General features: G+C 62.2%; 27 protein-coding genes. 18 read left to right on the forward strand and 9 right to left on the reverse strand.

Annotated elements, in window-relative coordinates:
• Positions 1-24: 24 nt before the first annotated feature.
• Genes ACVZTU_RS07605 through ACVZTU_RS07615 form a run of 3 tightly spaced genes read left to right on the forward strand, consistent with a single transcriptional unit; the run spans position 25 to position 2,821 of the window.
• Entirely contained in the window at positions 25-1,038 is a 1,014-nt protein-coding gene (locus ACVZTU_RS07605) for a FecCD family ABC transporter permease (protein ID WP_139467407.1), read from the forward strand.
• A complete protein-coding gene (locus tag ACVZTU_RS07610; RefSeq protein WP_181270407.1) occupies positions 1,035-1,862 on the forward strand; it encodes an ABC transporter ATP-binding protein in 828 nt (275 codons plus the stop codon). The genes ACVZTU_RS07605 and ACVZTU_RS07610 overlap by 4 nt, the downstream gene beginning before the upstream one ends.
• Positions 1,863-1,891: 29 nt before the next feature.
• Complete coding sequence (locus ACVZTU_RS07615; protein ID WP_172169026.1) at positions 1,892-2,821, forward strand: ABC transporter substrate-binding protein; 930 nt, start codon at positions 1,892-1,894, stop codon at positions 2,819-2,821.
• Positions 2,822-2,903: 82 nt separating this feature from the next.
• Here the strand turns inward: ACVZTU_RS07615 and ACVZTU_RS07620 are convergent, their stop codons facing one another.
• The 3 genes from ACVZTU_RS07620 to ACVZTU_RS07630 are packed head-to-tail and all read right to left on the reverse strand — an operon-like array spanning position 2,904 to position 4,672.
• Positions 2,904-3,875, reverse strand: a complete 972-nt coding sequence (locus tag ACVZTU_RS07620; RefSeq protein WP_139466889.1) for a DUF808 domain-containing protein — start codon at positions 3,873-3,875, stop codon at positions 2,904-2,906.
• Positions 3,876-4,196, reverse strand: a complete 321-nt coding sequence (locus tag ACVZTU_RS07625) for an META domain-containing protein (protein WP_139466890.1) — start codon at positions 4,194-4,196, stop codon at positions 3,876-3,878.
• Entirely contained in the window at positions 4,193-4,672 is a 480-nt protein-coding gene (locus tag ACVZTU_RS07630) for an META domain-containing protein (RefSeq protein ID WP_172169032.1), read from the reverse strand. Before ACVZTU_RS07630 ends, ACVZTU_RS07625 begins: the two co-directional genes overlap by 4 nt.
• 246 nt (positions 4,673-4,918) lie before the next feature.
• Here ACVZTU_RS07630 and ACVZTU_RS07635 point away from each other — a divergent pair, with 246 nt between their 5' ends.
• On the forward strand, positions 4,919-6,859 hold the full coding sequence (locus ACVZTU_RS07635; protein WP_181270408.1) for a S1 family peptidase: 1,941 nt from the start codon (positions 4,919-4,921) through the stop codon (positions 6,857-6,859).
• A gap of 267 nt (positions 6,860-7,126) precedes the next feature.
• On the forward strand, positions 7,127-9,322 hold the full coding sequence (locus ACVZTU_RS07640) for a S1 family peptidase (protein ID WP_482401677.1): 2,196 nt from the start codon (positions 7,127-7,129) through the stop codon (positions 9,320-9,322).
• A gap of 75 nt (positions 9,323-9,397) precedes the next feature.
• Here the strand turns inward: ACVZTU_RS07640 and ACVZTU_RS07645 are convergent, their stop codons facing one another.
• Positions 9,398-10,375, reverse strand: a complete 978-nt coding sequence (locus ACVZTU_RS07645) for a GNAT family N-acetyltransferase (protein ID WP_345788930.1) — start codon at positions 10,373-10,375, stop codon at positions 9,398-9,400.
• A gap of 84 nt (positions 10,376-10,459) precedes the next feature.
• Between ACVZTU_RS07645 and ACVZTU_RS07650 the strand changes: the two genes are divergently transcribed.
• The 7 genes from ACVZTU_RS07650 to tpx all read left to right on the forward strand — a co-directional run bounded on the left by ACVZTU_RS07650 (position 10,460) and on the right by tpx (position 16,596).
• Positions 10,460-10,675: a hypothetical protein gene (locus ACVZTU_RS07650; RefSeq protein ID WP_139466894.1), complete on the forward strand. Its 216-nt coding sequence runs from the start codon at positions 10,460-10,462 to the stop codon at positions 10,673-10,675.
• A 42-nt stretch (positions 10,676-10,717) separates the two neighbouring features.
• Positions 10,718-11,536 carry a thioesterase family protein gene (locus ACVZTU_RS07655; protein ID WP_434594985.1) on the forward strand — a complete coding sequence of 273 codons (819 nt, stop codon included), beginning with the start codon at positions 10,718-10,720 and terminating at the stop codon, positions 11,534-11,536.
• Between the two features lie 107 nt (positions 11,537-11,643).
• On the forward strand, positions 11,644-12,015 hold the full coding sequence (locus ACVZTU_RS07660; protein WP_101544850.1) for a VOC family protein: 372 nt from the start codon (positions 11,644-11,646) through the stop codon (positions 12,013-12,015).
• 55 nt (positions 12,016-12,070) lie between these two features.
• Positions 12,071-12,589, forward strand: a complete 519-nt coding sequence (locus ACVZTU_RS07665) for a DinB family protein (protein ID WP_482401678.1) — start codon at positions 12,071-12,073, stop codon at positions 12,587-12,589.
• A gap of 44 nt (positions 12,590-12,633) precedes the next feature.
• Positions 12,634-13,641: a DUF368 domain-containing protein gene (locus tag ACVZTU_RS07670; protein WP_139466898.1), complete on the forward strand. Its 1,008-nt coding sequence runs from the start codon at positions 12,634-12,636 to the stop codon at positions 13,639-13,641.
• A gap of 115 nt (positions 13,642-13,756) precedes the next feature.
• Positions 13,757-15,955, forward strand: coding sequence for a bifunctional metallophosphatase/5'-nucleotidase (locus tag ACVZTU_RS07675; RefSeq protein ID WP_139466899.1), 2,199 nt, complete (start codon positions 13,757-13,759; stop codon positions 15,953-15,955).
• A gap of 140 nt (positions 15,956-16,095) precedes the next feature.
• On the forward strand, positions 16,096-16,596 hold the full coding sequence (gene tpx, locus ACVZTU_RS07680) for a thiol peroxidase (RefSeq protein ID WP_139466900.1): 501 nt from the start codon (positions 16,096-16,098) through the stop codon (positions 16,594-16,596).
• A 147-nt stretch (positions 16,597-16,743) separates the two neighbouring features.
• Here the strand turns inward: tpx and ACVZTU_RS07685 are convergent, their stop codons facing one another.
• Positions 16,744-17,460 carry a PIG-L deacetylase family protein gene (locus ACVZTU_RS07685; protein WP_482401679.1) on the reverse strand — a complete coding sequence of 239 codons (717 nt, stop codon included), beginning with the start codon at positions 17,458-17,460 and terminating at the stop codon, positions 16,744-16,746.
• 105 nt (positions 17,461-17,565) lie between these two features.
• Here ACVZTU_RS07685 and ACVZTU_RS07690 point away from each other — a divergent pair, with 105 nt between their 5' ends.
• The gene (locus tag ACVZTU_RS07690) at positions 17,566-18,228 is read left to right on the forward strand and encodes a hypothetical protein (protein WP_218973595.1); all 663 of its coding nucleotides are present in this window, start codon (positions 17,566-17,568) and stop codon (positions 18,226-18,228) included.
• Here ACVZTU_RS07690 and ACVZTU_RS07695 read toward each other — a convergent pair.
• The 4 genes from ACVZTU_RS07695 to ACVZTU_RS07710 form a co-directional block, all read right to left on the reverse strand.
• The gene (locus tag ACVZTU_RS07695) at positions 18,198-19,433 is read right to left on the reverse strand and encodes an NAD(P)-binding domain-containing protein (RefSeq protein WP_139466903.1); all 1,236 of its coding nucleotides are present in this window, start codon (positions 19,431-19,433) and stop codon (positions 18,198-18,200) included. The two genes, ACVZTU_RS07690 and ACVZTU_RS07695, sit on opposite strands and share 31 nt — an antisense overlap.
• A gap of 90 nt (positions 19,434-19,523) precedes the next feature.
• Positions 19,524-20,078 carry a hypothetical protein gene (locus tag ACVZTU_RS07700; protein WP_180345513.1) on the reverse strand — a complete coding sequence of 185 codons (555 nt, stop codon included), beginning with the start codon at positions 20,076-20,078 and terminating at the stop codon, positions 19,524-19,526.
• Positions 20,079-20,383: 305 nt separating this feature from the next.
• Positions 20,384-21,022 (reverse strand): hypothetical protein, encoded by a 639-nt coding sequence (locus ACVZTU_RS07705; RefSeq protein ID WP_482401680.1) that lies wholly within the window; start codon positions 21,020-21,022, stop codon positions 20,384-20,386.
• Positions 21,023-21,181: 159 nt separating this feature from the next.
• A complete protein-coding gene (locus ACVZTU_RS07710) occupies positions 21,182-21,769 on the reverse strand; it encodes an HhH-GPD-type base excision DNA repair protein (RefSeq protein WP_139466906.1) in 588 nt (195 codons plus the stop codon).
• A 53-nt stretch (positions 21,770-21,822) separates the two neighbouring features.
• On the opposite strand from ACVZTU_RS07710, the gene ACVZTU_RS07715 reads away from it, so the two are divergent.
• The 5 genes from ACVZTU_RS07715 to ACVZTU_RS07735 all read left to right on the forward strand — a co-directional run bounded on the left by ACVZTU_RS07715 (position 21,823) and on the right by ACVZTU_RS07735 (position 25,953).
• Positions 21,823-22,206: a YchJ family protein gene (locus ACVZTU_RS07715; protein ID WP_482401681.1), complete on the forward strand. Its 384-nt coding sequence runs from the start codon at positions 21,823-21,825 to the stop codon at positions 22,204-22,206.
• A gap of 195 nt (positions 22,207-22,401) precedes the next feature.
• A complete protein-coding gene (locus tag ACVZTU_RS07720; protein ID WP_482401682.1) occupies positions 22,402-22,881 on the forward strand; it encodes a DUF2087 domain-containing protein in 480 nt (159 codons plus the stop codon).
• A gap of 59 nt (positions 22,882-22,940) precedes the next feature.
• Entirely contained in the window at positions 22,941-23,444 is a 504-nt protein-coding gene (locus tag ACVZTU_RS07725; protein WP_025778180.1) for a phosphoribosyltransferase, read from the forward strand.
• A 9-nt stretch (positions 23,445-23,453) separates the two neighbouring features.
• Complete coding sequence (locus ACVZTU_RS07730; RefSeq protein WP_446655693.1) at positions 23,454-24,755, forward strand: carboxylesterase family protein; 1,302 nt, start codon at positions 23,454-23,456, stop codon at positions 24,753-24,755.
• A gap of 88 nt (positions 24,756-24,843) precedes the next feature.
• Positions 24,844-25,953 carry a winged helix DNA-binding domain-containing protein gene (locus ACVZTU_RS07735; protein WP_172169074.1) on the forward strand — a complete coding sequence of 370 codons (1,110 nt, stop codon included), beginning with the start codon at positions 24,844-24,846 and terminating at the stop codon, positions 25,951-25,953.
• Positions 25,954-25,983: the final 30 nt, after the last annotated feature.

Consider the following 25,983-nt stretch of genomic DNA (forward strand, 5'->3'; position numbering starts at 1 on the left):
GAGAAAGTCGACTTCGGCCGGCCCATGCTGCGAGTCTTCGGATTCCGCATCGACCTGCGGGTTGTCATCACCGCCGGAATCATCACGCTGATCGCGCTGGCCTGCGGCTTCGCCGGTCTCATGCTCGGCAAGTTCTCGCTGACTCCGACCGAAGTGTTCCAGGGCCTGTTCGGGGCCGCTGAGAAGCGCATCGTCAATACCGTCGTCGGGGAGTGGCGGGCACCGCGCATCATCGCCGGCATCGTCCTCGGCGCCGGACTCGGAGTCTCCGGAGCCGTCTTCCAATCGCTGACACGCAATCCTCTCGGCTCCCCGGACATCATCGGCTTCTCCACCGGTGCCTACACCGGCGGCATCGTCACGATCATCGTCTTCGGCACGAGCTTCGTCTCCACCGCGGCGGGCGCGATTATCGGCGGACTCCTGACCGCCGTGGTCGTCTACCTGCTCACCTGGAAAGGCGGGGTCCAGGGCTTCCGGCTCATCATCGTGGGTATCGCACTGACGGCGATGCTCAACGCCTTCAACACCTGGCTGATCATGCGCGCCGATCTCGAGCTCGCCATGGCCGCTGCCACATGGGGTGCCGGAACCCTGAATGGAATGGGCTGGTCGACGATCGCACCGGCGGCTGTGGCCACCATCGTCCTCGGTCTGGCCTGCGGACTCTTCTCCCGAGATCTCGGCACTCTGGAACTCGGTGACGATACGGCGAAAGCGCTGGGCGTACGCAATGAGCCCATCCGTGCCGTTCTCATCGTCATCGCCGTCGCCCTCGTCGCCGTGGTCACGGCCGCGGCCGGTCCGATTGCCTTCGTCGCCTTGGCCGCACCGCAGATCGGGCGGCGGATCGCGCGGGCGCAAGGCACCAGCCTGCTGACCTCCGCGGCTGTCGGAGCACTGCTCCTCGTCGCCGCCGACCTCATCGCCCAACATGCGTTCGGCGATATCCAACTGCCCGTCGGCGTCATCACCGTGAGCATCGGCGGCATCTACCTCATCTGGCTCCTCATCCAAGAAGCTCGGAAGGCATCATGAGCATTCCCAACCCCGCAGGCGCAGCCTCCCCGCTGATCGCCGAGAACCTCGACCTGGCCTATGACCAGCGCCAGATCGTCAGCGATCTCGACGTGAGCATTCCCGACGGTAAGTTCTCGATCATCGTCGGCCCCAATGCCTGCGGCAAATCAACTCTGCTGCGTGCTCTCGCGCGACTGCTGCCGCCGGCGAAGGGCACTGTGCTTCTCGATGGGAACAACATCGAGAAGATGAAGACGAAGAAGATCGCCCAGCGGTTGGGTCTTCTCCCGCAGTCGTCCATCGCCCCGGACGGGATCACGGTCGCCGAGCTCGTCTCCCGCGGGCGGCACCCGCATCAGTCGTTCCTGCGCCAGTGGACCGACGCCGATGAAGCAGCTGTGCTGTCGGCGCTGCGGGCGACGAACACCGAAGAGCTGTCCTCACGGCTCGTCGACGAGCTCTCCGGCGGTCAGCGTCAGCGCGTCTGGGTGGCCATGGTGCTCGCTCAGGAGACTTCCCTCCTGCTGCTCGACGAACCGACGACCTTTCTCGACGTCGCCTATCAGATCGAGCTGCTCGACCTGTTCTCGCAGCTCAATCACGAATACGGGCACACGCTGGTCGCCGTCCTCCACGACCTCAACCAAGCCTGCCGCTACGCCGACGAGATCATCGCCATGAAGAACGGTTCGATCGTCGCTCAGGGGGCTCCGGAGACGATCATCACCTCGGAACTCGTCAACGAGGTCTTCGGCATCGACTGCACAGTCATCGACGATCCGGTCACGGGTGCGCCGATGATCGTGGCGGGAGCACCGAAGAAGACATTCGCTCAGCGCTGAGCGCACGTATCCCGGAAATGAGAACCCTAATGACAAGGACCGCTCTCGGAGTCATCTCGGTGCTGGCGGCCTCGACGCTGCTGCTGGCAGGATGCGGCGGAACCGATGAGGCGGCGGACAACGCCGACTCGGTCACGGTCGACACTCTCAAGGGGGAGGTCGAAGTCCCGGCTGGTGCGAAGAACGTCGTCGTCCTCAATTCGCCTGCCGCTGACGCGGCTGCGGGAATGGGCGTGACACCGGTCGCCGTTGCATCCACGAAAGACCAGATCATGCCGTGGCAGAAGGGCGTCACCGACGATGTCGCGGACGATTCGCTCATCAACGCCGAATATGCGCCGAACCTCGAGAAGATCGCGGAATACGAACCGGATGTCATCTTCGCAGCACCCTGGAATATCGCCGACGACTCCACCTACGAGCAGCTCTCCGACATCGCTCCGGTGATCATTCCGGACACGGAGTCGGCGAATCCCGACTGGGATGAGATGACCGAACAGGTCGGCGAAGCTCTGGGGAAGTCTGATGAGGCAGAGAAACTGATCGACACGACGAAAGACAAGCTCGAAGCCGTCGGTGCCGACCTCGGGGTCGACGGGAAGTCATATCAGCTGATCTCGCCGCGGGCCGAAGGGATCTATTTCGGTAACGCCGCACCGCTGGAACTCTTCGGCCTCAAACCCGGGCAGCACCAGACGCCTGAAGAGATCAACAAGTTCACTCTCTCGGCCGAGAACCTCGACGAGCTCGACGCAGACTACCTTTTCGTGTGGGCCATGGACGACGACGGGAAGAAGCAGGTCGTTGACAATCCGAGCTATGACTCGCTGCCGTCGGTGAAGAACGGCACCGCAGCCTTCATCGACGCCGAATTCGCGACCGCCGTCAATGCCGCCAGCCCGGCCAGCCTCGACTGGCTGGTGACCGACAGCGGCATCGAGGACATGCTCAAAAAGTAGGCGACCGGGCCAGCCCTTCTCTCACCGGCCCAACCCAACTCACGGAGCCCGGAACCCGAGCGACAAGGGACGCCGCCGCAGCTCAGGCGGTAGCAGTGTCCTTCTTGCCGTCCTTCTTCACGAGCGCTTTGACTCCGAAGATCACGCCGACGACGATGCCTCCCCAGATCGCACCGAGGATGAGGGAGAAGAACGTGTTGACCAGCCAACCCAGGAAGGCGCCGATGACCGCGATCGCAGCGACCGGCTCTTCGAGGTGGTGGACAAAGCCGTAGAGGGCGTGGAAGCCGAGCTCATCGGTGCCGACGAGGATGATGTGTCCTCCGACCCACAGCATGGCGAAGGTGCCCACGACAGAGAGCAGAGCGAGCAGCTTCGGCATCGCTCCGACGAGGAACCGACCGAACTTCTGCTGCCCGGGTGAGTCCTTCTTCGCCATATGCAGACCGATGTCATCCATCTTCACAATGAGTGCGACGACACCGTAGACGCCGACGGTGATCGCAACGCCGACGACGGCGAGGATGACGGCACGGCTGGTCAGGGATTCGGCGGCCACCTCGTTGAGGGCGATGACCATGATCTCGCAGCTGAGGACGAAATCGGTGGTGATGGCCGATCGCACGACCTTCTTCTCTGCCGCCTTGCCATCGGTCGACTGTTCGGCGGCCGGGGTGTCCTTCTCGTGGTGGGCGATCCAGCCGAGCTTCTCGAAGACCTTCTCGGCACCCTCATAGCAGAGGTAGGTGCCGCCGATCATGAGCAGCGGAGTGAGGAGCCAGGGCAGAAACTGGCTGAGCAGGAGAATGATCGGGAGGATGATGACGAGCTTGTTGAACAGGGAGCCCAAAGCGATGCGCTGGATGATCGGAAGCTCGCGTTTGGGGTCCACTCCTTCGACGAACTTCGGCGTCACCGCGGCATCGTCGATGACGACCCCAGCCGCCTTCGCACCGGCTCGTGACGCACCTGCGGCGACATCGTCGAGGCTGGCAGCCGAGAGTTTGACGAGTGCGGCCACATCGTCGAGGAGTGCGATCAGACCTCCGGCCATCTAACGACCGCCGAGCTTGTGAGTTGGGCCGGGCAGCTGACGATGAAGGTCGCCGAGGTGGTTCTCGGCAGCGTCGAAGAGGTGCAGACGGTCGCCGTCGGGTTCGACTCTCCTGGCTTTGGGAACCCAGGTGACCATTCCGGGAGCGGCTTTGAGCGTCATCATCGAGGACTTGATCATCAAACCCTCGGGCTCGGCCGACCATGAGGTCATAAGGTTGTTGGCGCCGTCGCTGCCGTGCAGTGAGCCGTCCTCGGTGAACTCGAGGAAGGCCCGCTCGTTCGTCTCGGCCGTCCAGCGGCCGATGAGTTCCTGTGTCATTTGTCGTCCTTTTCCAGTCCGCCGATGACTTTCCCGTTGCTGTCTTTGACCTTCATGACATCGCCTTCGATAGTCGCCGTTGAGGCTTTGCTCAGCCAGGTGTCGACGCCAGCGCAGGCTTTCTGGGTCGACATGAAGGAGTCGATGGTGATCTCGTCGCCTTTGACCTTCCAGCTCGTGACGATCGCGTTGCAGCCGTCAGAGCCTTCGAGCGAGCCGTCGTCAGAGAATTCGAGGAACGGGTCGCCCTTCTCCGGTGAGGTCCATTTACCGGTGGGATCGAGCTTGGAGGCGTCGTCGCTGGGAGACGTGGTTTCGCTGGACTCGGTGGGGGAGGGGGAGCTGGGGTTTCGGGGGTCGTTGCCGGTATCACAGGCTGCCAGCGGCAGAGTGAGAGCAAGGGCCGCGAGTCCGAGCGCGAGCCTCGAGGCGGGTCTTACGGAGGCCAGGGGGCGAAGCTTTGTGTGGTTCGGCATGCCCCTGATCATAACGGCACCGTTTTCGAGCGACCTGGAAGAACACAGGACAGCTTGTGTAGTCCGACTTCTGTAAGTTGTGTTCACCTGCGACATTGATGGTTCTTGCATTGCGTCGTGATCAAACCGTAACCTTTCACACGGTTGGAAATCTGACACCGGAAGCATGAACCGCCGAGTCGCGGCGAAGCCTGTTGACGGGGTCGGGCAATCGAAGCATCGACAACGATCAAGGGAATCAACCTTATGCAGAAGAAACTCGTGCAGAGTTCACTGGCGATCAGCGCCGCTGCGGCGCTGAGCCTGAGCGGCGCGCTCGTCGCCTCACCGGCGATGGCTGACAACGCCCCGCAGAAGCTGGACCTTCAGAGTGAAGCTCACGTCCAGAAGGCACTTTCCGGTATCGAAGGCGTCAACGCCTACGGCACCGACGGCGGCGAGCTCAGCATCGGCGTTGCCAAGAAGACCGACGAGATCAAGAAGCTCGAAAAGAAGTACCAGAACATCAAGGTCACCGAGGGCGTCAAGGAACTGAAGCCCTATGCGAAGAATGATCTCGTCGGCGGTGCCGGCTACCTGGTCAAGGCCGGCGAGAGCGGCGGGGCCTGCTCGACCGGTTTCTCCGGCTGGGACGGAGACGGCAAGCCCGTCGTCCTGACCGCCGGTCACTGCTCGAAGATCATCAACGAGCAGACCAACGAGTTCGACGGCGACACCACTGTCGATCAGACCGAGAAGCCCTCGATCTCCGAGGCCAACGGCGGCGAAGGCTTCCAGGCCTCCGGCAGCGGCGTCATCGGCAAGTGGGGCTTCCACAACTTCGGCGGCGACCTCCTCGAGGGCGCCGACCAGAACAAGTGGCCTGAGCCCAGCGAGTCCGACATCGACTTCGCCGTCATCAACGTCGACGAGTCGAAGTACAACGTCAAGAACGGCATCACCGACTGGTCGACCGCCGATTCGGACGATCTGGCCAAGTCGACCACCGAGATCACCGAGGTCGGTGCGCACAAGGACGGCGCCATCAGCAAGTCCGGTCGCACCACCGGTAAGACCGACGGCGAAGTTCTGCCCCGCTCGGAGTACGACTTCGACTACCAGAATGTCGGCGGTCGTTGGGTCCACGGATTCGGCGTGACCGCGCCGATCGACAAGCCCTTCTCCCAGCCGGGCGACTCCGGCGGCGGCGTCTACCAGGGCAGCACCGCCGTGGGTGTCATCTCCGGCGGCGGCGACCTCGATGCGAACACCTCGTTCACCTGGGTTGCCGACCTGGACCACTCGCTCGAGGAGTCCGGCACGGACTTCAACCTCAAGAAGCCGGGTGAGGAGACCCCTGAGGCACCTGCCGCTCCGAAGGCCGAAGACCAGACCATCGAGCCTGAGGGCAAGGTCAAGGGCAAGGCCGAGGCTGGCGCCAAGGTCGAGGTCAAGTGGGAACCCGCTGAAGGTGCTCAGGCAGCCGAGAACGGTTCTGAGACCGTCACGGCTGACAAGGACGGAAACTTCTCCGTCGAGGGCCCCAAGGCCGAAGGCGACTACAACTTCACTGCGACGGCGATCGTTGACGGACAGGAATCCAAGACGACCGAATTCGATGTGACCGTTGAGAAGGACGAGTCCGAGACTCCCGCTCCTGCCGAGCGTGAGATCAGCGTCGACCCCAAAGAGATCGTCGCGTCCGACTTCGTGAAGGAAGACAAGGGCGTGACGATCACGGTTAAGGGCTTCGACGAGGGCGAGAAGGTCAACCTCGAAGTTGCCAACGGGCCTGAAGGCGTCGAGGGCATCAAGCTGGACGAGACCGCCAATGAGAACGGTGCCGCCGCATTCTCGATCTACGGCACCAGCGCCGAGAACGCCGAGGCCTACCTCGGTAAGTACGACGTCGAGGTTACCGGCGCCAACGATACCGAGGACGAGTCGGCACTGACCGGTACGTTCGAGGTAGTCGCTGACGAAGACGGTTCCGGCGGCGGATCCGGCGGAGACGATGACGGCAACAACGACGACGGCAATGCCGACGGCGGAGCCGGCGACGGAAACGACGATGACGGAAACGGTGACGGCGGTTCTGACCTGCCGCGCACCGGTGCCGAGCTGACCGGCCTGGCCGCCGGAGCCGGACTGCTCCTCGTGGGCGGAACCGCGGTCGTTCTGACCATGCGTCGCAAGAACAACAACTGAGTGCTGTGATGCCGGCCGTCTGACGGTCTGGCGAACTGACACTGACGATGCCCCCGGTCTTCTGACCGGGGGCATCGTCTATTCATGGCGACTGCCTAGAGGCGATAACAGCAAGTCTCTTTGTATACATCTACTGAAGTTTCGTACATTAAGTTCACAGTCTTCGGCCTACTTTTTTGGTAGTCACTGAGTGCGCCCCGTAACCTTATCGTGACTTAGGTCATCAACTTGTGACATTGATCCCTCAGAACAGAGAGACAACAACTTATGCAGAAGAAACTCGTACAGAGTTCGCTGGCGCTCACAGCGGCAACGGCGCTCGGCCTGGGCGGAGCGTTCGCTGCTTCTCCGGCCGTCGCTGACAACGGTCCGCAGAAGCTGAATGTGCAGAGCGATGCGGCTGTGCAGAAGACTCTGGACAAGGCGTCCGGTGTCAACGCATACGGCGCCAAGAACGGCAAGCTCACCATCGGTGTTGAAAAGGCCGACAAGACAACAAAGAAGCTTGAGCAGGATTTCTCGAACGTCAAGGTCGTTGAGGGAGTCAAAGAGCTGAAGGCCTATGCCGGCAACGACTTGGTTGGCGGCGCAGGTTACCTCGTCAAGGCAGGCGAGGGCGGCGGAGCCTGTTCAACCGGATTCTCCGGTTGGGATGCTGATGGAAAGCCGATCGTGCTCACCGCTGGTCACTGCGCGAAGATCATCAACGAGCAGAGCGGGGAATTTGAGGGCGACACGACGGTCGACGAGACCGAACAGCCTTCCACTGCTCCTGCGGTCGGTGGAGCGGGATTCAAGCAGACCGGACTCGGCGTCATCGGCAGCTGGGGTTACAACAAGTTCGGCGGCGAACTGGTTCCTCCGGGTTCAGACGCTCAGCCCAATGACGACGATATCGACTTCGCGGTCATCAATGTCGATGCTTCGAAGTACAACGTCAAGACAGGTGTGACTGACTGGTCGACCGCCGGAGACGACGATCTGGCTGCGAAGCTCGCCACTGATATCACCAAGGTCGGCGCTCACAGCGAAGGTACCGTTCAGAAGGCCGGCCGGACGACCGGACTGACCGAGAACGAGACATGGACTGCCTACAACGAGCAGTTCGACTTCGTCAACGTCAGCGGACGCTTCGTCCATGGTTTCGGTGTTAAGGCACCGTCCGGCAAGCCGTTCTCCGCGCCCGGCGATTCCGGTGGCGGCGTCTTCCAGGGAGACACTGCAGTCGGCGTCATCTCCGGCGGCGGTCCTGCAGAGGACGAGAACGGTCAGGAGATCGACTTCAGCTGGGTAGCCGACCTCGACTACTCGCTCGAGAAGTCCGGACAGTCGATCTCGTTCACTGATCCTAACGAAGAGCCTCCGGGTGATGATGAGGCAGAAGCTGACGCTTCCGCTGCTGCCGACGGTGAAGATGCAGATGCTTCGGCCGCTGCCGAGGGAGACGACGCAAACGCTTCCGACAACGCTGACGCCGACGCCAAGGAAGCTGATGCTTCGTCCGCTGCGGAAGGCGACGACGCTGAAGCTTCGGCCGACGCAGACGGAGCAGAGGCTGACGCTTCCGCTGCCGCCGATGGCGACAATGCCGATGCTTCCTCCTCAGCCGATGGCAAGGATGACAAGGCCGATTCCGACGCCGACGGTGACGAGAAGCCTGAAGCTCCCAAGGTCGGAGACCAGACAGTCGTTGAAGGCGGAAAGATCACCGGCAAGGCTGCTCCGAACGCTGACGTCAAGCTGACCTGGAAGCCCGCTGGCGATGCCCAGGCAGGTTCCGCTCAGGCCCAGGCCGCACCGGCTGAGGGCAGCGTCACGGTCAAGACCGATGCTGATGGAAACTTCTCCACCGAGGCTCCTGCTGAAGCTGGCGAATACGCCTACTCCGCTACGGTCACAGCTAACGGACAGACCTCGGAAGCCACTAACTTCACGGTGACTGTTCGGGCTGCAGAGGCCGAGCGCAAGCTGACTGTCGAGCCGAAGGAGATCGCTGCTTCGGACTTCGTGAAGGAAGACAAGGGCGTGCAGATCACGGCTGAAGGCTTCGAAGAGGGAGAGAAAGTGACCCTCAAGGTTGTCGACGGGCCTGAAGGCGTCAAGGACTACGAGATGACGCAGACTGCCAACGCTGAGGGAGTCGTCGGATTCTCGATCTACGGCACCAGCGCTTCGAACCCCGAGGCCTACCTCGGTAAGTACGACGTTCAGGTCACCGGCGCCAACGACACCGAAGACGAAGAGGCCCTCACCGGCTCCTTCCAGGTTGTTGCCGACGAAGACGGCAACGGCGGCGGCAACGATGGTGACGACAACGGCAACGATGATGGAAACGGTGACGGCGGCGGATCTGATCTGCCTCGCACCGGTGCCGAGCTGACCGGCCTGGCCGCCGGAGCCGGACTGCTCCTCGTCGGTGGAGCCGCTGTTGTTCTGACCATGCGTCGCAAGAAGAACAACTGAAACACACTCTGACGGTCACTCGTTGACCGACTGAGAGAAAGTGCCCCTGGCCTTCTGGCCAGGGGCACTTTCACGTCATCGGACGAAAGCACGGACCGCCGCCCCTGCAGACGGGGCGGCTTCGCTGAAGCCGAGCGACGTGTAGAACTCAGCCAGTCCGGGATCGGCGTCGGTGAGCAGGACGGTCTGTCGGACATCGGCGAAAGGTTCGAGGACGCGAGCGACGAGTTCAGCCCCGATGCCGCGCCGCTGCATTCCTGGAGCGACCAGGACATCTTGGAGGTAGACAAGTGTTCCGAAGTCGCTGACCACGCGCGCCAATCCGACGAGCAGCTCTGCCTGGTGAGCACAAACCACGTGCGAAGAATTGAGGACACTGCGGACCAGTCGTTCCGGGGCGTTCGTGTACGCCGACCATCCGACTGAGTTGTAGAGCGCGAGCATCTCACTGCACGATGGCGGAGTATTCGACGAATACGTGATCCCGGCACGAGTCTGCTCACGGAAATGACGTCGATCATGCCAGTGCAGCTCATGGACGACGCCTGTCTCCCATTCCTCGCGCAGGATCGCATAGCCGACCGAATCCAGCGGATCGCTGCCGATTACAGGCCACGAGCGGCGATAGTGAGCTTCTTTCGTCCAGCCTGCCCGGTCGAAGACCGCCCTCATGGCGTGATTGTCTTCGCGCGTCTGACCCTCGAGTCGAATCGCTCCCGTGGTGGAAAAGACATGAGCGGTAATGGCGGTCAATGCCTCAACGCCGAGGCCCCGACCTCGAAATCGCGAAGCTAATCGGAGGTCGAACATCGGCGTCTCGTCACGAAGATCCTCCAGACGGACGATGCCGATCCGGCCCAGCTCGCTGTGAACGAGCCAGAACGTCTCGGTCTCCTCGCTGATGAAATAGCCGTCCGCAATCCGTTGGCGGACTTCTTCTGCCGACCAGCGAGACAGCCTGGCGTGGAAAGGGAACTCTTCCGTGGTGTAGAACTCAGTCAGATCATGATCGTCGCAGCCATGTGGATCGACCCGGGTCAGCTTCACACTCATGCGCTTAGACTAATCGGTGAGCGCTCACAGCAACTCAACGCAGAGATGAAAGCGACAAGGTGCGCCCGACGAAGGAGTCCAGACATGAGCCTTGAAGACGATCCATTCGACTACCAAATCACCAAATCCGGAATCCTCTTCATTCGCCGAGGCGGCCGCACCGTCATGGAGCTCGGCGGAAAGAAGGTTGCCGCGCTCATTCCCAAACTCGGCCGAGATGACGACACCGACCAGCAGCTGTTGGCACGGGCAACAGGTCACTATCGTCACGGCAACGAACGACAGTCCGGTCGGCATTGAATCTGGCTGGACGTTCGTTCAGTTGTTGGTACTGTATGTGATATGAGTCAATCGACCGTCAGTGAGTTTTCACAGGCCACCGCAGTCACCCGCCAAGGCGACCACAGCTTTACCGCCGACCTCGACGCCGGCTGGAAAGTCGCCGGAGCCGTGAATGGAGGCTACCTCCTCGGAGTCGCCGGACAAGCCCTGCGGGCCGTCAACCCGAGCACCCCGGACCCCCTCGTCATCTCCACCTTCTATCTCGGACCGAGCAGAGAAGGTCCGGTCGACATCTCCACGCGCACACTGCGCGAAGGCCGATCGACGGCGAGCTACGGCATCGAACTCTCCCAGAACGGGGCACCGACGATCTCGGCGATGGCGACGATGGGCAACCTCGGCGACCTTCCCGACGATGTCGGCACGACAGCCACGCCGCCCCAGCTGCCCCCACCGGAAGAATGCGTCGGTGTCGCCGAAGCCAGCGAGGACTTCAAGAAGGCGGCGCCGCTCATCGAACGGTTCGATATGCGCCTCGACCCGGCCACCGCAGGATTCGCGGTCGGCAAACCCAGTGGTCGTGGAGTGCTGCAAGGTTGGATTCGGCTCATCGACGGGACCGACCCGGACCCGCTGTCATTGCTGACTTTCCTCGACTCGTTTCCGCCGGTGATGTTCGACCTCGGTCGCTTCAACTGGGCGCCGACGATGGAACTGACCGCACACGTCCGCGCCCTGCCCGCTCCCGGCTGGATCAGCGCGCGACTGTCCACTCGGAACATCGCCGGTGGAATGTTCGAAGAGGACTGCGAACTGTGGGACTCGGCCGGTCGCCTCGTCGCTCAGTCGCGGCAGTTGGCGCGCCAGCCCCGCGGGTGACGCGACGATGACGGCGGATAACCGACGATGACGCCTTCGACTTGTCATGTCTGTGGGGTGCTCTAGAGTCGGGTCAACACCTATCCGACTGCGAAAGGACCGCGCTCATGGCGTCGCTGGCATCTTTGAGCATCACCTTCGACTGCCTCGATGTGGAAGCACAATCGATCTTCTGGGCAGACCTCCTCGGTGCCGACATCGATCCCGGCGCCAACGAGTTCGTTGCGAGCATCGGGGGAGTCCACAACAGCGAGTCACCGACCCCGGGAATGCTTTTCCTCAAGGTCGACGAACGGGCAGAGGGGAAGAACCCGCTGCACATCGACCTCGACGATCCGCACTATCCGGCGGACGTCGACCGCGCGGTCTCCTTGGGTGCACATAAGCTCGCGTCTTTCGACGAATATGGGATCGAATGGACGACTCTGAAAGATCCCGAAGGAAATCTCTTCGACATCGGTCGGCGAAAACTAGACTGAGCCTCATACACCTGGTTCGAACTTCAGGCCGTCTGCATGGTCAGAGAGGCTCAGCATGACCCTGCCATTGACCGATCCGAGCAACTCCCCGAACGAACGTCGTGGGCTCGAAGAATTCGTCGAGTACTTCCGACAGGTGGTCAGACGCAAGGTCGATGGGCTGACGCCCGAGCAGCTCGACCACGCCGTGGCCTCATCGTCTCTGACGATCGGCGGCATCCTCCGCCATCTCACGCTCGTCGAGGAGAGCTGGTTCGTCGAAGTGCTGCAGGGCCGAGAGCTGGGGGAGCCGTGGTCGAGCGTCGACTGGAACAGCGACCGTGATTGGGACTTCGAGTCTGCGTCAGGGATGACCGCGGACGAGCTCCTGGCGGACCACGAGCAGGCCTGTGAGAAGTCCCGTGAAATCCTCACCGAGGTGGCCGACCTCGACACGCTCACCGAACGAGGAGACCGTGACGGAGAGAAGTTCAACGTCCGATGGATCCTCATTCATCTCATCGAAGAGTACGCTCGTCACGCAGGTCATGCGGACATCCTCCGCGAAGACATCGATGGTGAGATCGGCGACTGAGTCGCACCTCATCGGCGCCCGGTGGATCTAATAGGCTGGAAAGTATGACGAACACCCCGCCGACCGATACCGCCGCTGCGCCGAAGAGATCCAAAGCACTCCTCCCGCTCGACCTGATCCGGGGCTTTCTCATCGGCAGCGCGGAACTCGTCCCCGGGGTCTCCGGCGGAACCATCGCCTTGGTCACCGGCGTCTACGACCAGCTCATCGACTCCGCAGCCCACGTCGTTTCGGCCGCGAAGACCCTCGTGACAGGACCGAACCGTGCCGCGGGGGCTCTGGCGGAACTGCGGCGCACCGACTGGTTCCTCGTCATTCCGGTGCTGTTGGGCATGGCCGCGGCAGTGTTCACCATCGCCGGTGTCATGGAAGGCTTCGTCACCAGCAACCCCGAACTCTCCCGGGGTCTGTTCTTCGGTCTTGTCGCCGCCAGCATCGCGGTGCCGTTGAGGATGTTGCCGGCCCGCTCCTCACGGCAGCCCGTGCTCCTCGGCGTTCTGGCGTTCATCCTCGCCGCCGCTCTCGCGTTCTGGATGACGAGTCTGGCAGGTGGGGCAGACGTGGAGAATCCACCGCTCATCGCCGTCTTCTTCGTCGCCTCTATCGCCATCTGCGCTCTCGTCGTGCCCGGAGTGTCCGGATCGTTCTTCCTGCTGGCAGTGGGTATGTACTCGACCACTCTGCGGGCCGTGGACTCACGCGATTTCGGGTACCTCGGAATCTTCATGCTCGGCGCGATCCTCGGCCTGGCGGTCTTCGTCAACATTCTCAAATACTTCCTGCACAACCACCGGTGGTGGACCCTCATCGTCATGGCAGGACTGATGTTCGGTTCCCTCCGCGCGCTCTGGCCGTGGCAGTCATCTGCAGAGGTGGGCGCCGACGGCGAAGAACACGGAGCGGGCGGCCTGCTGGCCCCCGTCGATCCGGTACTCGGTCCGATCCTGCTTGCGGTCCTCGGCGCGGCCGTCGTCGTCATCCTCATCATCGTCGAGGCTAAATCTGCGTCTGCGAAGGATGAGGCTGATAGAGCCGATTCCACCACAGCGTGAACGCAAGAGAGTTTGTGCAAATTTCTCTCAAGATCCATTCAGAAAACGATCAGCGCCCACTAGGGTAAGAGAGTTGGATCACTTTCATCCTCTCTGACCAGTTCTCTGGAGACTCATGCGTCTGCGCACCCTGACCTCGTCCACACTCGCCCTCGCTCTCATCGTCACCGGCCCCGCGGCCGCCTCCGCGACTGGCCTCGGCAGTGCCGACGCCCCCGCCGACTCTCAGGCGGCGACAACCGGAGAACTGACTCTGTTGGCGACGACTGACGTTCACGGCAACGTACTCAATTGGGACTATTTCGCGAACAAGCCCTACCCTGCAGGGGAGGAGCTGGGCATGTCCCGAGCCTCGACTCTCATCAAGGGAGTGCGCGAGGACAAAGGTGCCGATTCCGTGCTCCTCGTCGACAACGGCGACACCATCCAAGGCAATCCCTTGGCCTACTACTTCGCCAAACAGGAACCGATCACGACGAGCGGCCAAACCCACCCATTGGCCAAGACCTTTAACCACCTGGAATACGACGCACAGGTCGTCGGCAACCACGAATTCAACTATGGCCTCGATCTGCTGGCCACCTACCGCGACCAGGTCGACTTTCCGCTGCTCGGAGCCAATGTCATCGACGATGCCGACGGACAGACCCATTTGGACCCGTACTCGATGGTGGAGAAACAGGTCGATGGTGAGACGATCACCGTCGGCGTTCTCGGCGTGACCACACCCGGCAGCCGCATCTGGGACAAGAACAACCTGTCCGGGAAGGTGCACTTCGACGATCCGGTCGAGACGGCACAGAAGTATGTGCCCGAGATGAAACAGAAGGGCGCAGACGTCATCGTCGTACTGTCCCACTCTGGCAAAGATCCGAAGGGACAGAGCTGGGATCCGGACCAGCTGCAGGAGAACGTCAGCACCTCGGTAGCGAAAGTGCCAGGAGTTGATGTCCTCGTCGCCGGCCATACTCATCAGAACGAACCCAGTCAGGTCGTGACCCGTGACGACGGCACCCAAGTGCTCATCACCCAACCGAACTATTGGGCGCGATCGGTATCCGAGGTGGGACTGCCGATCAATCTTGACACCCACCACGTGGACTGGGGCGAGACCGAGCCGCACGCAGACGCTCTTGCCACACAAGGGGAGGTCGCTGAGGACCAGGAGATCAATGACCTTGTCGATGAGCAGCACCAGACCACGATCGACTACGTGAACACGAAGATCGGATCGGTCACCGAAACACTGTCGGCGAAGACCTCCTACTACGAAGACACGGCCATCCTCGACTTCATCTCCCATGTCCAAACCGAGACGGTTGAAGAAGGACTGAAGGGAACGGACTATGCCGATCTTCCCGTGATCTCGCAGGCATCACCCTTCAGCCGCACCGCAGAGTTCCCGGCGGGCGACATCACGATCCGAGATGTGGCAGGACTCTACGTCTACGACAACACTCTTGCCGGTGTCGAGATCAACGGTGCTCAACTGCGCGACTACCTCGAATTCTCGGCACGCTATTTCAAGCAGACCGAGGAAGGCGCCGAATTCGACCCGGTGGACGGCACGAACGCGATCGACGAAGTCTCGGAATCTCCGATCCCGGACTACAACTACGATGCGCTTGCCGGAATCGACTACGACATCAATGTCTCCAAACCGACCGGGGAGAGGATCGAGAACCTCACGCTGGCCGACGGCAGCGAAATCGGAGACGATGACCGGTTCATCCTCGCCATCAACAACTATCGTCAGTCCGGTGGCGGCGGCTACCCGGTCGACGGACTCAAAGAGGTCTACAACGAACAGGTCGAGGTTCGTCAGGCACTCATCGACTGGGCGGAAGAGAAGCAGATCGTCGACCCCGCCGATTTCTTCGACGAGAACTGGCAGGTCGTCACCAGCAGCCGTGCACCGGGCGGAGACGATGACGATTCCGGCGACAGCGAGGATTCCGACAGCTCCGGCGAAGCCACTGCCGAGGCAGGCTCGAAGGCGTCCGCTGGAGCCGAGTCCGATGCCGGTGGGTCCTCCGACGGCGCGGGTTCCGGGAGCTCCGGAAGCGCTGACGGGGAGGACAATGCCGGAGAGGCAACATCCGAGAACGACGGCTCGACGAACAGTGCATCGGACGGCAATTCTGACGGCGGCGACGCCGACGGCCGTGAAGCTGACGGTTCGGCAACCGGTGCAGGTGGCGGGGCCGACCTGCCGCGGACAGGCCTCGAGCTTGCCACAAGCATCGGCCTCGCTGCTGCGATCATCGCACTCGGTTCGGCACTCGTGGTCGTCTCACGCCGCCGTCGTCGCTGAGCGGCAGTCTGCCACCGGTGGGAATCAGCGGTCCGAGAGGCGGTCGAATGACCGGTCTGCATTCACCAGGTTCCCCTCGGCGCCGTCTCACGTAGAGTGAGAGTGACAGCAGTCAGCTCTGAAGAAGGAGAGAGTCAAGCATGGCCAACACAGCATTTCAGGGATCCCCGGTCAAGACCGTCGGCGAACTGCCCGCAACGGGCGAACAGGCCCCGGCATTCAGCCTCGTCGGCGACGACCTCGGTGATGTGAACTCACAGGACAACTCGGGCAAGCGTGTCGTGCTCAACATCTTCCCTAGCCTCGATACGGGAGTGTGCGCCGCCTCGGTGCGCAAGTTCAACGAACTCGCCTCCGGACTGGAGAACACCACTGTTCTCTGCGTGTCCAATGACCTTCCGTTCGCCCAGGCTCGCTTCTGCGGCGCTGAAGGCATCGAGAACGTCGTGACGGCGTCGGGATTCCGCAGCTCCTTCGGCAAGGATTTCGGAGTGACTATGGTCGACGGTCCGCTCGCCGGTCTGCTCGCTCGGTCTGTCGTCGTCCTCGACGAGAAGGGCACCGTGACGTATACGCAGCTCGTTGACGAGATCACCACCGAACCCGACTACGATTCGGCAATCGCAGCTCTGGGAGCCTGATCTTCTCCCGCGGGTCGAAGGTTCGACTCGCAAAGTACGAACCGGGTGGGACGCACACGCGTCCCACCCGGTTGTTCTGTATCAGCAGCGTGCCGGCCGAAGTGGTTCGGAGCACCGGCTGCTGACGAGGAGCAATTGGCGAAGTGTTCACATATCGACGACGGTGATCGGCAGGGCGTAGTCGACGCCGGCGAGTTCTCCACCGCTCGTGGTGATGCCGGGGATCATATCCTTCGGCGCCGGATGATCGCTGAGGGCGTCCAAATAGACCTTGTGCGCCTCAAGCGATCGCACACCACGGTCGACGTGTGCAGCAGTGAGCGCCACGGCGTGAGTGGGCTGGGCGCCATTGATGAGCAGCCGATCGGCCTTCCACGCTTCCAGTCCCTCATCCTTGAGATCGGTGAAGACCCAGGGATTGTCCGCATCGCGAATTGCATCGACGGTGGCAACGCCGGCATGGCGATGGTCGACATGATTGAGCCCCCATTGCACCTGGAGGTCGAAGGTCGTCACGACAACCGCATTCGGGCGGAACTCGCGGATCTTCCGTGCGATTGCCCGACGCAACTCGTGCGTGGGTTCCAGCAGACCATCCGGGAAGTCGAGGATCTCCAGATCGTCGACGCCGACGATATTGCACGCCCGACGCTGTTCCTCGGCGCGCAGCGGTGCCACTTCCTCCGGGCTCATCTCCCGGATTCCTGCTTCCCCTCGGGTGAGCAGAAGATAGGCGACTTCTTTGCCCTCATCGGTCCATTTCGACACGGCTGCCGAACCCCCGTATTCCATATCGTCAGGGTGGGCGACCACGCAGAGCACACGGTTGATATCGGAGTCATCGAAAAGCGGGATCTCAGTCATGAGTCCAGGCTAGGCGGCAGTTGACGCTTGCGCCAGAGACCGGGGACGACCAGATGATTGGGTACGATGTGGAGGACCCCACCGATCGAGTGAAGGCAGACAATGATGAACAGACCACTCGTAGCGGTGACGCTGGCCCTGGGCCTGACTCTCAGCGGATGTTCGGCGTTCAAGGTCAGCAGCTCCGAAGATGCGGGATCCAAACCGGCGAATGTGGGAATCGGCGACGGACAGTCGCCCTCGCCGACCGCAACCGGCCCGACGATTCCAGACGGGATGAGCGAGACCACTGTCGACCTGGGCGGACAATGTCCCGTCGAAGTCAGTTTGGCCTTGGGCGCCGACTGGGCAGATGGGTCCGGCTACGACGGCTATCGGCTCTACGAGGCTGATTCTGGCGCGATCATCACTGTCAACTGCATTGATGACGACGAGTCGTCACCTCAAGAATTGGTGGACAAGGCGCGGGAGAGGATGTTCAGCACGTCGGGATCGTCCATGACCAGTGAGGCCACCGGATCACTCAGCGGTGGAGAGTACTGGGTCTTCCACGGCACCTTGGCACCCGATGACATGCGAGCTGTCGACAAAGAGGACTCCGTGATGTTCGGTGCAGTTGCCGGAATATCTGTCGACGGTCGACTCTTCAAGGTCAGCGTCGACATGCTTGCGCAAGCCGATGACACAGAGGCTCAAGACCAGTTCCGACAGATGCTGCCGACGGTTCGCTTTGGCGATCAGGTGCTCAAAGCCCCAGACCTGCGCTGAGGCTGCCGACTGCCAGACATGCGTTTGAGCAGTTCTCGAGCCGCTATCCTCCCGGCCCTGGTCGCGCCGACCGTGGAACTGGCTGATCCGTAGCCGACGAGGAACAGCCGTGGATCGTCTTTGACCGCGACCTCGGTTTCCATGGAGATTCCGCCATCAGGTGTGCGCAGGCGCAGCGGTGCAAGGTGTTTGAGTGCTGCTCGGAACCCGGTGTTCCAGAAGATCACGTCGACCTCTTCGACACGGGGTTCGTCGAACGGCGCCCATGATTCGGGCACTGCCAGGTGGTCGCTGGCCGAAGGACCCAAGCCTTCAGAAGTGGGCGGCAGCTCGGTATCGCCGATTCCGGGGAAGTGGACGCCGTGGGGAAGGATGCGGTCGAACATGCCACGAGACACCAGAACTCCCGAGTCGATTCCTTCCCGGAACTCTCTGCGGATCGGCAGGCCAGTCGTGCGGACGACGCTGGCTGGGGCCAGACCGGACAGAGTTCGTTCGCGAACGGCTCGTTCGACCTCAAGTCCCCATTGGCCGTCGAATTGCCTGGACGTGAAGTTCGGGGGACGGCGTGTGGCCCAAAGAGTGTCGGTCACTTCGGCGAGTTCGAGGAGAAACTGCGTGGCGGAGATTCCGCCGCCGACGACGAGCGTGCGCAGCCCCCGGAAGTCCTCGACGTCACGGAAGTTCACGGTATGCAGCTGGTGGCCCTCGAACTCCGCGATGCCGGGGACGAAGGGGACGTAAGGCTGGGTCCACGTGCCGGTTGCGTTGATGAGGTAGTCGCTGGAGAGCGTCACGTGTTCACCGTCGATGGTGGCGGTGATGGTGAACCGTCCCTGTCCGGGTTCTTCGGACCGGACGGTGTCCACTTCAGCCGGGCGGATGACGCAGAGTTCGAGTTCGCGTTCGAAGCGGGAGTAATAGTCGGACACGACCTCCGAGGCGGGAACGTTCGGGTCGGGACGTCCGAGAGGAAACCCAGGCAGGTCGGAGATGTGGTTGGTAGTGCCCAGGGTCAATGAGTCCCACCGTTCTCGCCAGGCACCACCGGGGCCGTCTCCGGCATCGAGGATGATGAAATCTTTGCCCGGTGCGAGGCCGTCGCGCCACAGGTAATGTGCTGCGGACAGTCCGGCTTGGCCCGCGCCGATGATGACGATAGGCCAATGAGAGTCGATCAGGAGCTCGTTGATTCGGCACACCATGGGGCCATTGTTTCAGGTTTCTCTCGTCACGGGTTCACTGATCATGGCGGGGCGATGGGCCGAGCCTTTCCGACTGAGAATGTCACGGCGTCATCGGGCAGATTGGGCACAGTCCGGCCCGCGGGGATTCGAATAGCAGTCTTCGTCGACAAGGTAGCGGTGGTAGCGGTAGACCTCAATGCCGATGTCGTTGCTGGCGACGTGAGCGAATCCGTCGATAGGGAGCCAGGGTCCGCCGTCGACCGAGAATTCTCCGCTGAATGTCGCAGTCATCGATGCCGACACGTTGCCGGATTCTTGGTATTCGTGTCCGATCTGGGGTGTGCCGCCGGGCAGGGGCTTCGCCCCCTTCGCAGTAGTGGTCGTGCCCGAGCCGTCTCCGAAGTCCCAATTGAAGCGCTCTGGGGTGACTTTGACCTTTACTGCGTAGGTCAGCAGGGTCATGTCGATATAGCTGACGTCGATGTCCGTCCAGAAGGCCGCCGGTTTGCCGACGACAGCCCAATCCTTCGGCCAGGCATAGATTGTGGGAGCCGGTATGTCGAAATTCTGGAACTGCGATTCGGGGATATGTGTCGGGGGATCGGGGCGCGCAGGAGTGCCGCCGCCACCGCCCCCTCCGCCACCGGGGCCGGGTTCACTCACGCACAGATAGCCGACGTCTTCAGTCGGGCAGTCAGGCTGACCGCCGCCTCCGCCGGCGCCACCTCCACCTCCGGATCCACCGCCGCCGTTGCCGCCACCACCAGAGCCGCCACCTCCGGAGCCTCCGCCGTCAGATCCCCCTCCGCCATTGTCCGAGCCGCCCCCGCCACCTCCGCCTGGGGTGTCAGCTGAGCAACCGTTGATGTTTCGCATATCGCAGGTAGGAGCGGCCCACGCGGGAAGTGGCAGAAATAGTAATTGGGTCAAGACAACTGCAAGGAAAACTCCCAAAGATGTATTCGCCTTCAACATTTTCGTTCTCGAAGGGTTTGTTCTGTGACTTTCCAGTTGCCAGAGTCTTTGTAGATGTTGTGCTCCATTGTCACCAGATCATCGCCATTGGATGTTTGCGATTCGTTCTTAGGTAACAACGACCACTTTGAAAGATCGAAGCAGAAGTGAACGGTGACTGCATTGGGTGAATCAGTTCCCGCCTCGGACTCAACCTTCTCTATTTCGAGCTTGCTAGGGGCGACGTTGCCAGTGAATTCATACGATCCATCCTTGATGACATCAACGTCTCCGTTGACGGATTTCAGCGCTTCGCCGCTGGCATATTTTGGAAACTTATCGGCCGCGGCGAAATCTCCTGAGTAGGCCTTGTTGACCGTCTGAAAATATCCGACGAACGCAACCAGCGCGCCCTCGACGGCCTTCTTTTCCTCTTTGTCGAGGTCAAGGTGGGTTTCGTAGTCGGGGATGGCCACCTCGGCGGGACTATCGGTCGACCCTCCGTCGGGCTGCTGTGCGGGCAGGGTCGACGTCGGCGCGGCTACCGGCGAGTTGTCGGCACAGCCGACGACCGAGACCAAACTCAACGCGGAGAAAACGGCAACGAATATTTGGGAAGGTCGACGATACGGTCGGGACGATCCAGTTCTCATTCCACGCCTCTGTGGTCTGCAACTGCGGCGCGACCCCGTCGGCCGACACCCGGATTCCCTACATTATTCGACAGGCACGCTTTTTAGAACAGGCGAAGTCCAATCTGTGGATAACTCACGCCCGAGGGTGTGGGAGCACCGACCTTTCGGCGACTGCGGTTACTTGTTCGCGGCCTTCGCCGCCTTGGCCGCAGCCTTCTGCTGCTTCTTGAAAGCACGCACCTCTTGCAGAGTGACGTCATCGACGACGTCGGCGATCGAACGACGGGCGTCCGCGTCACCGTAGTCGCCGGCAGCCTCTTGCCAGCCCTCGGCCTGGAGTTCGAACTGCTTGCCGAGCAGCGCCAGGAAGATCTTGGCCTTCTGATCACCGAAACCGGGGAGTTTCTTCAGTCGTTTGAGGACCTCGGCGCCGCTGGGGTCGCCCTCAGTCCAGATAGCCTCGGGGTTGCCGTCGTATTCGTCGACAATGGCCGCGGCCAGCTTCTGCACCCGTCCAGCCATCGACTTCGGGAACCGGTGGACCGCGGGAGTCTGCGCGAAGATGTCGAGGAAATCGTCCGGGTTCATCTCGGCGATCTCGTCGATATCGAGCTTGCCGAGCCGGTCGGCCAGCTTGGCCGGCCCAGCGAAGGCGCTCTCCATGGTCACCTGCTGGTCGAGCAGCATCCCGACAAGCAGAGCGAAGCGGTCTTCGGCCAAGAGTGCATCGGCCTTCGGATCTCCAGACAGGAACAGTGAAGTCATGACTCCATCTTCGCACGCCGCCTGCGGCTGTCCACTGCCGATATCATCGACAGATGATCTGCCCTTGCTCCGGAATGCCTCCCGGTACCGCCTACGACGACTGCTGCCGCCCAGCCCTCGACGCTGAAATCTGGCCCACCACCGCCGAGGCGCTCATGCGCTCCCGCTACACCGCGTTCGTCCGCGGCAACGAAGACCACCTCTTCCGCACCTGGCATGCCAAGACCCGACCCGACGATGTCGGCGTCGATGACGCCACCACGTGGCTCGGCCTCGAAATCGTGTCCACCACGGGCGGGGGAATCGACGATGCCACCGGCACCGTGCACTTCCGTGCGCGATTCCGAGACCACCTCGGCGATCATGTCCTCGAAGAGAACTCCTCCTTCGTCCGCCGAGCCGGGCGGTGGATGTACCTCGAAGCGCTCGAGAGCTGACAACCGGCAACGGCTTCGAACGCCGACCACTGTGTCTATACTGGTGTTCGGCGCATCCAACGCCCAGCCGAGGTCGTGTTCCCAGCACACCGACCGCATGGCGAAGGGGAGAGAATCCTCGGACGAAACCGGCACGGTGATTTCCTGACCAGGTTTCGTGCTGGGGGAGACTTGGTCGTTTGAGGAAGTGACACCATGACCAAGGACAAGGATTTCAAGAAGCTCGTTCGCACGCGGATGACCGAAACCGGTGAGAACTACACCACGGCCCGCACCGCGCTCGTCGCCGCGAACCAGGGTTCAGGATCCAACAGTGATTCCCGCAGCGAATCCGTCATCGCCCCAGAGATCGCACGGTTTCGGGCGAAGACTCTGAAGTCGTTCATGCCTAACGGTCGCATCGTCGCCATTCCGACGAAACGACGCGCCCTCGTGCTCGTCCTCATCGAAGTCCTCGCCGCCCTCGACCCGGACCAGGTCTACGCCGAGAAACGACTCAACGGCATCCTCGGGGATTTCCATCCGGACTTCGCCCTGCTGCGTCGCGAACTCATCGACTACCGCCTGCTCGAACGCAATGCCCACACGGGGGAGTACTGGGTCAACCCGAACCCGCCGACCCATACCGGTTCGCAGGCGCAGGAGATAGCCGGACTCGAGGTATTTCTGCGCTGAACCGGCGACAGCGTATCCTTGAAGCTCGAACCACAAACGGGCAGACACGAGGAGCATCCATGGCCTATCACGCCGATTCGACCGATCTCGACGAAAAAGAGATTCTCAGCTGGGACATGTTCGGCCGATCGGCGCGTGAGATGGCGCAGACCATCGCGGATTCCGACTACGATCCCGAGATCGTCATCGCCGTAGCCCGCGGTGGACTGCTGCCCGCCGGAGCACTCGCCTACGCGCTCGGACTCAAGCTTTCCGACGCCATCAACGTCGAGTTCTACACCGACGTCCACGAGACCCTGCCCGACCCCATCCTGCTCGCCCCGATGCTCGACATCGAAGCGATCAAGGGCAAGAAGCTGCTCGTCGTCGATGACGTCGCCGACTCCGGCCGCACCCTCGCCCTCGTCCTCGAACTGCTGCGCAAACACGGTGCGGAAGCCCAGTCGGCCGTCATCTACGCGAAGTCCGCATCGATCATCGACCCGGACTTCGTGTGGAAGCGCACCGATCAGTGGATCGTCTTCCCCTGGTCGGCCGAACCCCCGGTCGAACCCAGCAAGTAAGCTGACCAAATGGAGGAGACACGGGACATCGCCGCCCCGTGCGGACGCGTGCGCGCCTACGTCAACGACGACGTGATCCGCGCACGGGGCATCCGCTACGCCCGTGCAGGTCGTTTCCTCCCTCCCGTCGATGAACCTCCGGTGGACTTCATCGACGGCGGTCGACCGGGCCCGGCAAGCCCGCAGCTGCGCCGCGACCCGAATGCCGGAATGACCTTCGACCAGCTCGGCGGGCTGCCCATCAGCGAAGACTGTCTGCGCGTGAGCGTGACTATGCCGAAGGACACCATCACCGAGGCGGGGCTTCCCGTCCTCGTCTGGATCCACGGCGGAGCCTACGTCGCCGGGGCCGGGGACGCGGAGATCTACGATCCGCACGCCCTGGCCGCCGAGCAGAACATCATCGTCGTCTCCGTGACCTACCGCCTCGGAGTGCTCGGATATCTCGGAACCGGCCGAGACGAACACCTCAACCTCGGAGTGCTCGACCAGATCTCCGCCCTGCGCTGGGTGCAGACGAACATCTCCACTTTCGGCGGCAACCCGGACAACGTCACGATCGCCGGGCAAAGCGCCGGAGCAGACGCCTGCGCCCACCTCATGATCGCCGAAGGCACCGAAGGACTCTTCCATCGTGTGCTCATGGCCTCAGCACCCCTGGGGCTCGCCGGCGGCACCGACGCAATGAACTGGGCAATGGGGAAAGTCGCTGCGAAGATCGACCCTGAAGCCAGCGTCGACGGCATCCTCCGAGCGCAGGAAGAAGTGCACAAGGCCGCCCTCGTCGGGGGTCTGCATGCCGGAATGTGCTTCGGAGTCCGCTACGGCCAGTACCCTCTGCCATCGCGCTCGAAGGCAGCCGAGGCCTGGGCCGAAGTCGCTTCGAAATTCGACGTGCTCATGACTCGCACGGAACGGGAGATGGCGTTCTTCGCCGGTTTCGTTCCCGCACTGCGTCGCCTCCACGACCGCACCCTGACCTCGCCGATGCTCGAATCCCTCATCTCCGGAATCACGTCGGCAGTCTATACCCGGGCCGGACGCGAATTCTACGACCGCCACCGGATGTCCGGCGGTCAAGGAGCCCGCCTGCTCATCGTCTCCCGCGGAGACAGGAGCTTCTTCGACGCGGCCCACTCCGGAGATCTGCCGCTGATCTTCCCCGGCGATATCTGGCACGATTCCTTCCTCGACTACGGTGCGACCACCGATATCGCCGGTCCCGAGCTGCGCCGGACCTGGGGCGAATTCGCCTCCTCGGGCACACTGCCGCGGGTGCGGGTGCCCGGACTCATCGACATCATGGGCTGAACGGTCAACTGTACGATCGCCGTCTACGATCCCAGCTCTGTCGTCTTTTCACAACCGCCATGTCACCGGCGTGCACTACCGTTGGACCATGGACGCACATCAGATCTCGGCAGCCCGTCTGATCTCGCAGGGACTCATCGGACCTCCACCCGAGTCACCGACAGGAACCGACCTCTCAACCGCCGGCGCAGTCGTCGAGCATCTCGGCTGTGTCCAAGCCCAAGCTCTCGGCGGTGCACTGATCTCCATCGCCCTGCGCCTAGGACCGGATGTCACTGACGGTGTGGCCGCGGTCCGTGCCGCCATCGATTCCGGAGAGATCGTGCGTTCCTGGACCCAGCGCGGCACCATCCATCTGACCACGGCCAAGGACATCGGGTGGATCCTCGGCCTCACCGGGGCACGGATCATGAAATCCACGGCCAAGCGGCGCGAGTATTTCGGCATCACCGACGCGATGCTCGATACTGCAGCGGAACTCGCCACAGCGGCCATCCGGGACCGGGGACCGCTGACGCGCGAAGAGCTGCTCGAAGCGTTCGCTCCCATCGGTGCCGGAGACGAATACGGCCACGCCCGTTACCTCATCACTTCCTTGGCGCTGCAGAACATCATCGTCCAAGCCCCCGTGATCGAGGGCAAAGATGACATGAAATACGTGCTCACCGCCGATTGGGTGCCCACACCTACAGAGCTGGACACCGAGGCGGCCGACCACGAATGGATGAGACGCTTCGTCACCAGTCACGGACCGGTCACAGTCGATGACGCGACACGGTGGACGGGACTGCCGAAGACGAGAATGAGAAAGGCCATCCGCGCCGGAATCGATGCCGGAGAGATCGTGAGCACCGACATCGACGGCACCGACTACGCTCACGCACCGGATCTGGAGGACCGACTGGCCGAATGGGAGACGGCGGCGCAGGAGACCATGCTGCTGCCGGGATTCGACGAGATCATCCTCGGGTACAAGGACCGCAGCGCCACACTCGACCCTGCGAATGAGAGACTCGTTGTGCCCGGAGGCAACGGAATGTTCAAGAACACGGTGGTGACCGGCACCCGCGCACGCGCGACCTGGAAACGATCACCCCTCAAGACCGGTCCGCGGGTCCGCGTCGACACCTTCCCAGGGGAGAAGGTTGACCTCGAGGCCGTCGAATCGGTGAGTGCAACCCACCCGGCCTTCGTCTGAGCACGCAGAGACGACCGACGGTGGACGATC

The organism is Brevibacterium sp. OS20 (genome assembly GCF_056837565.1).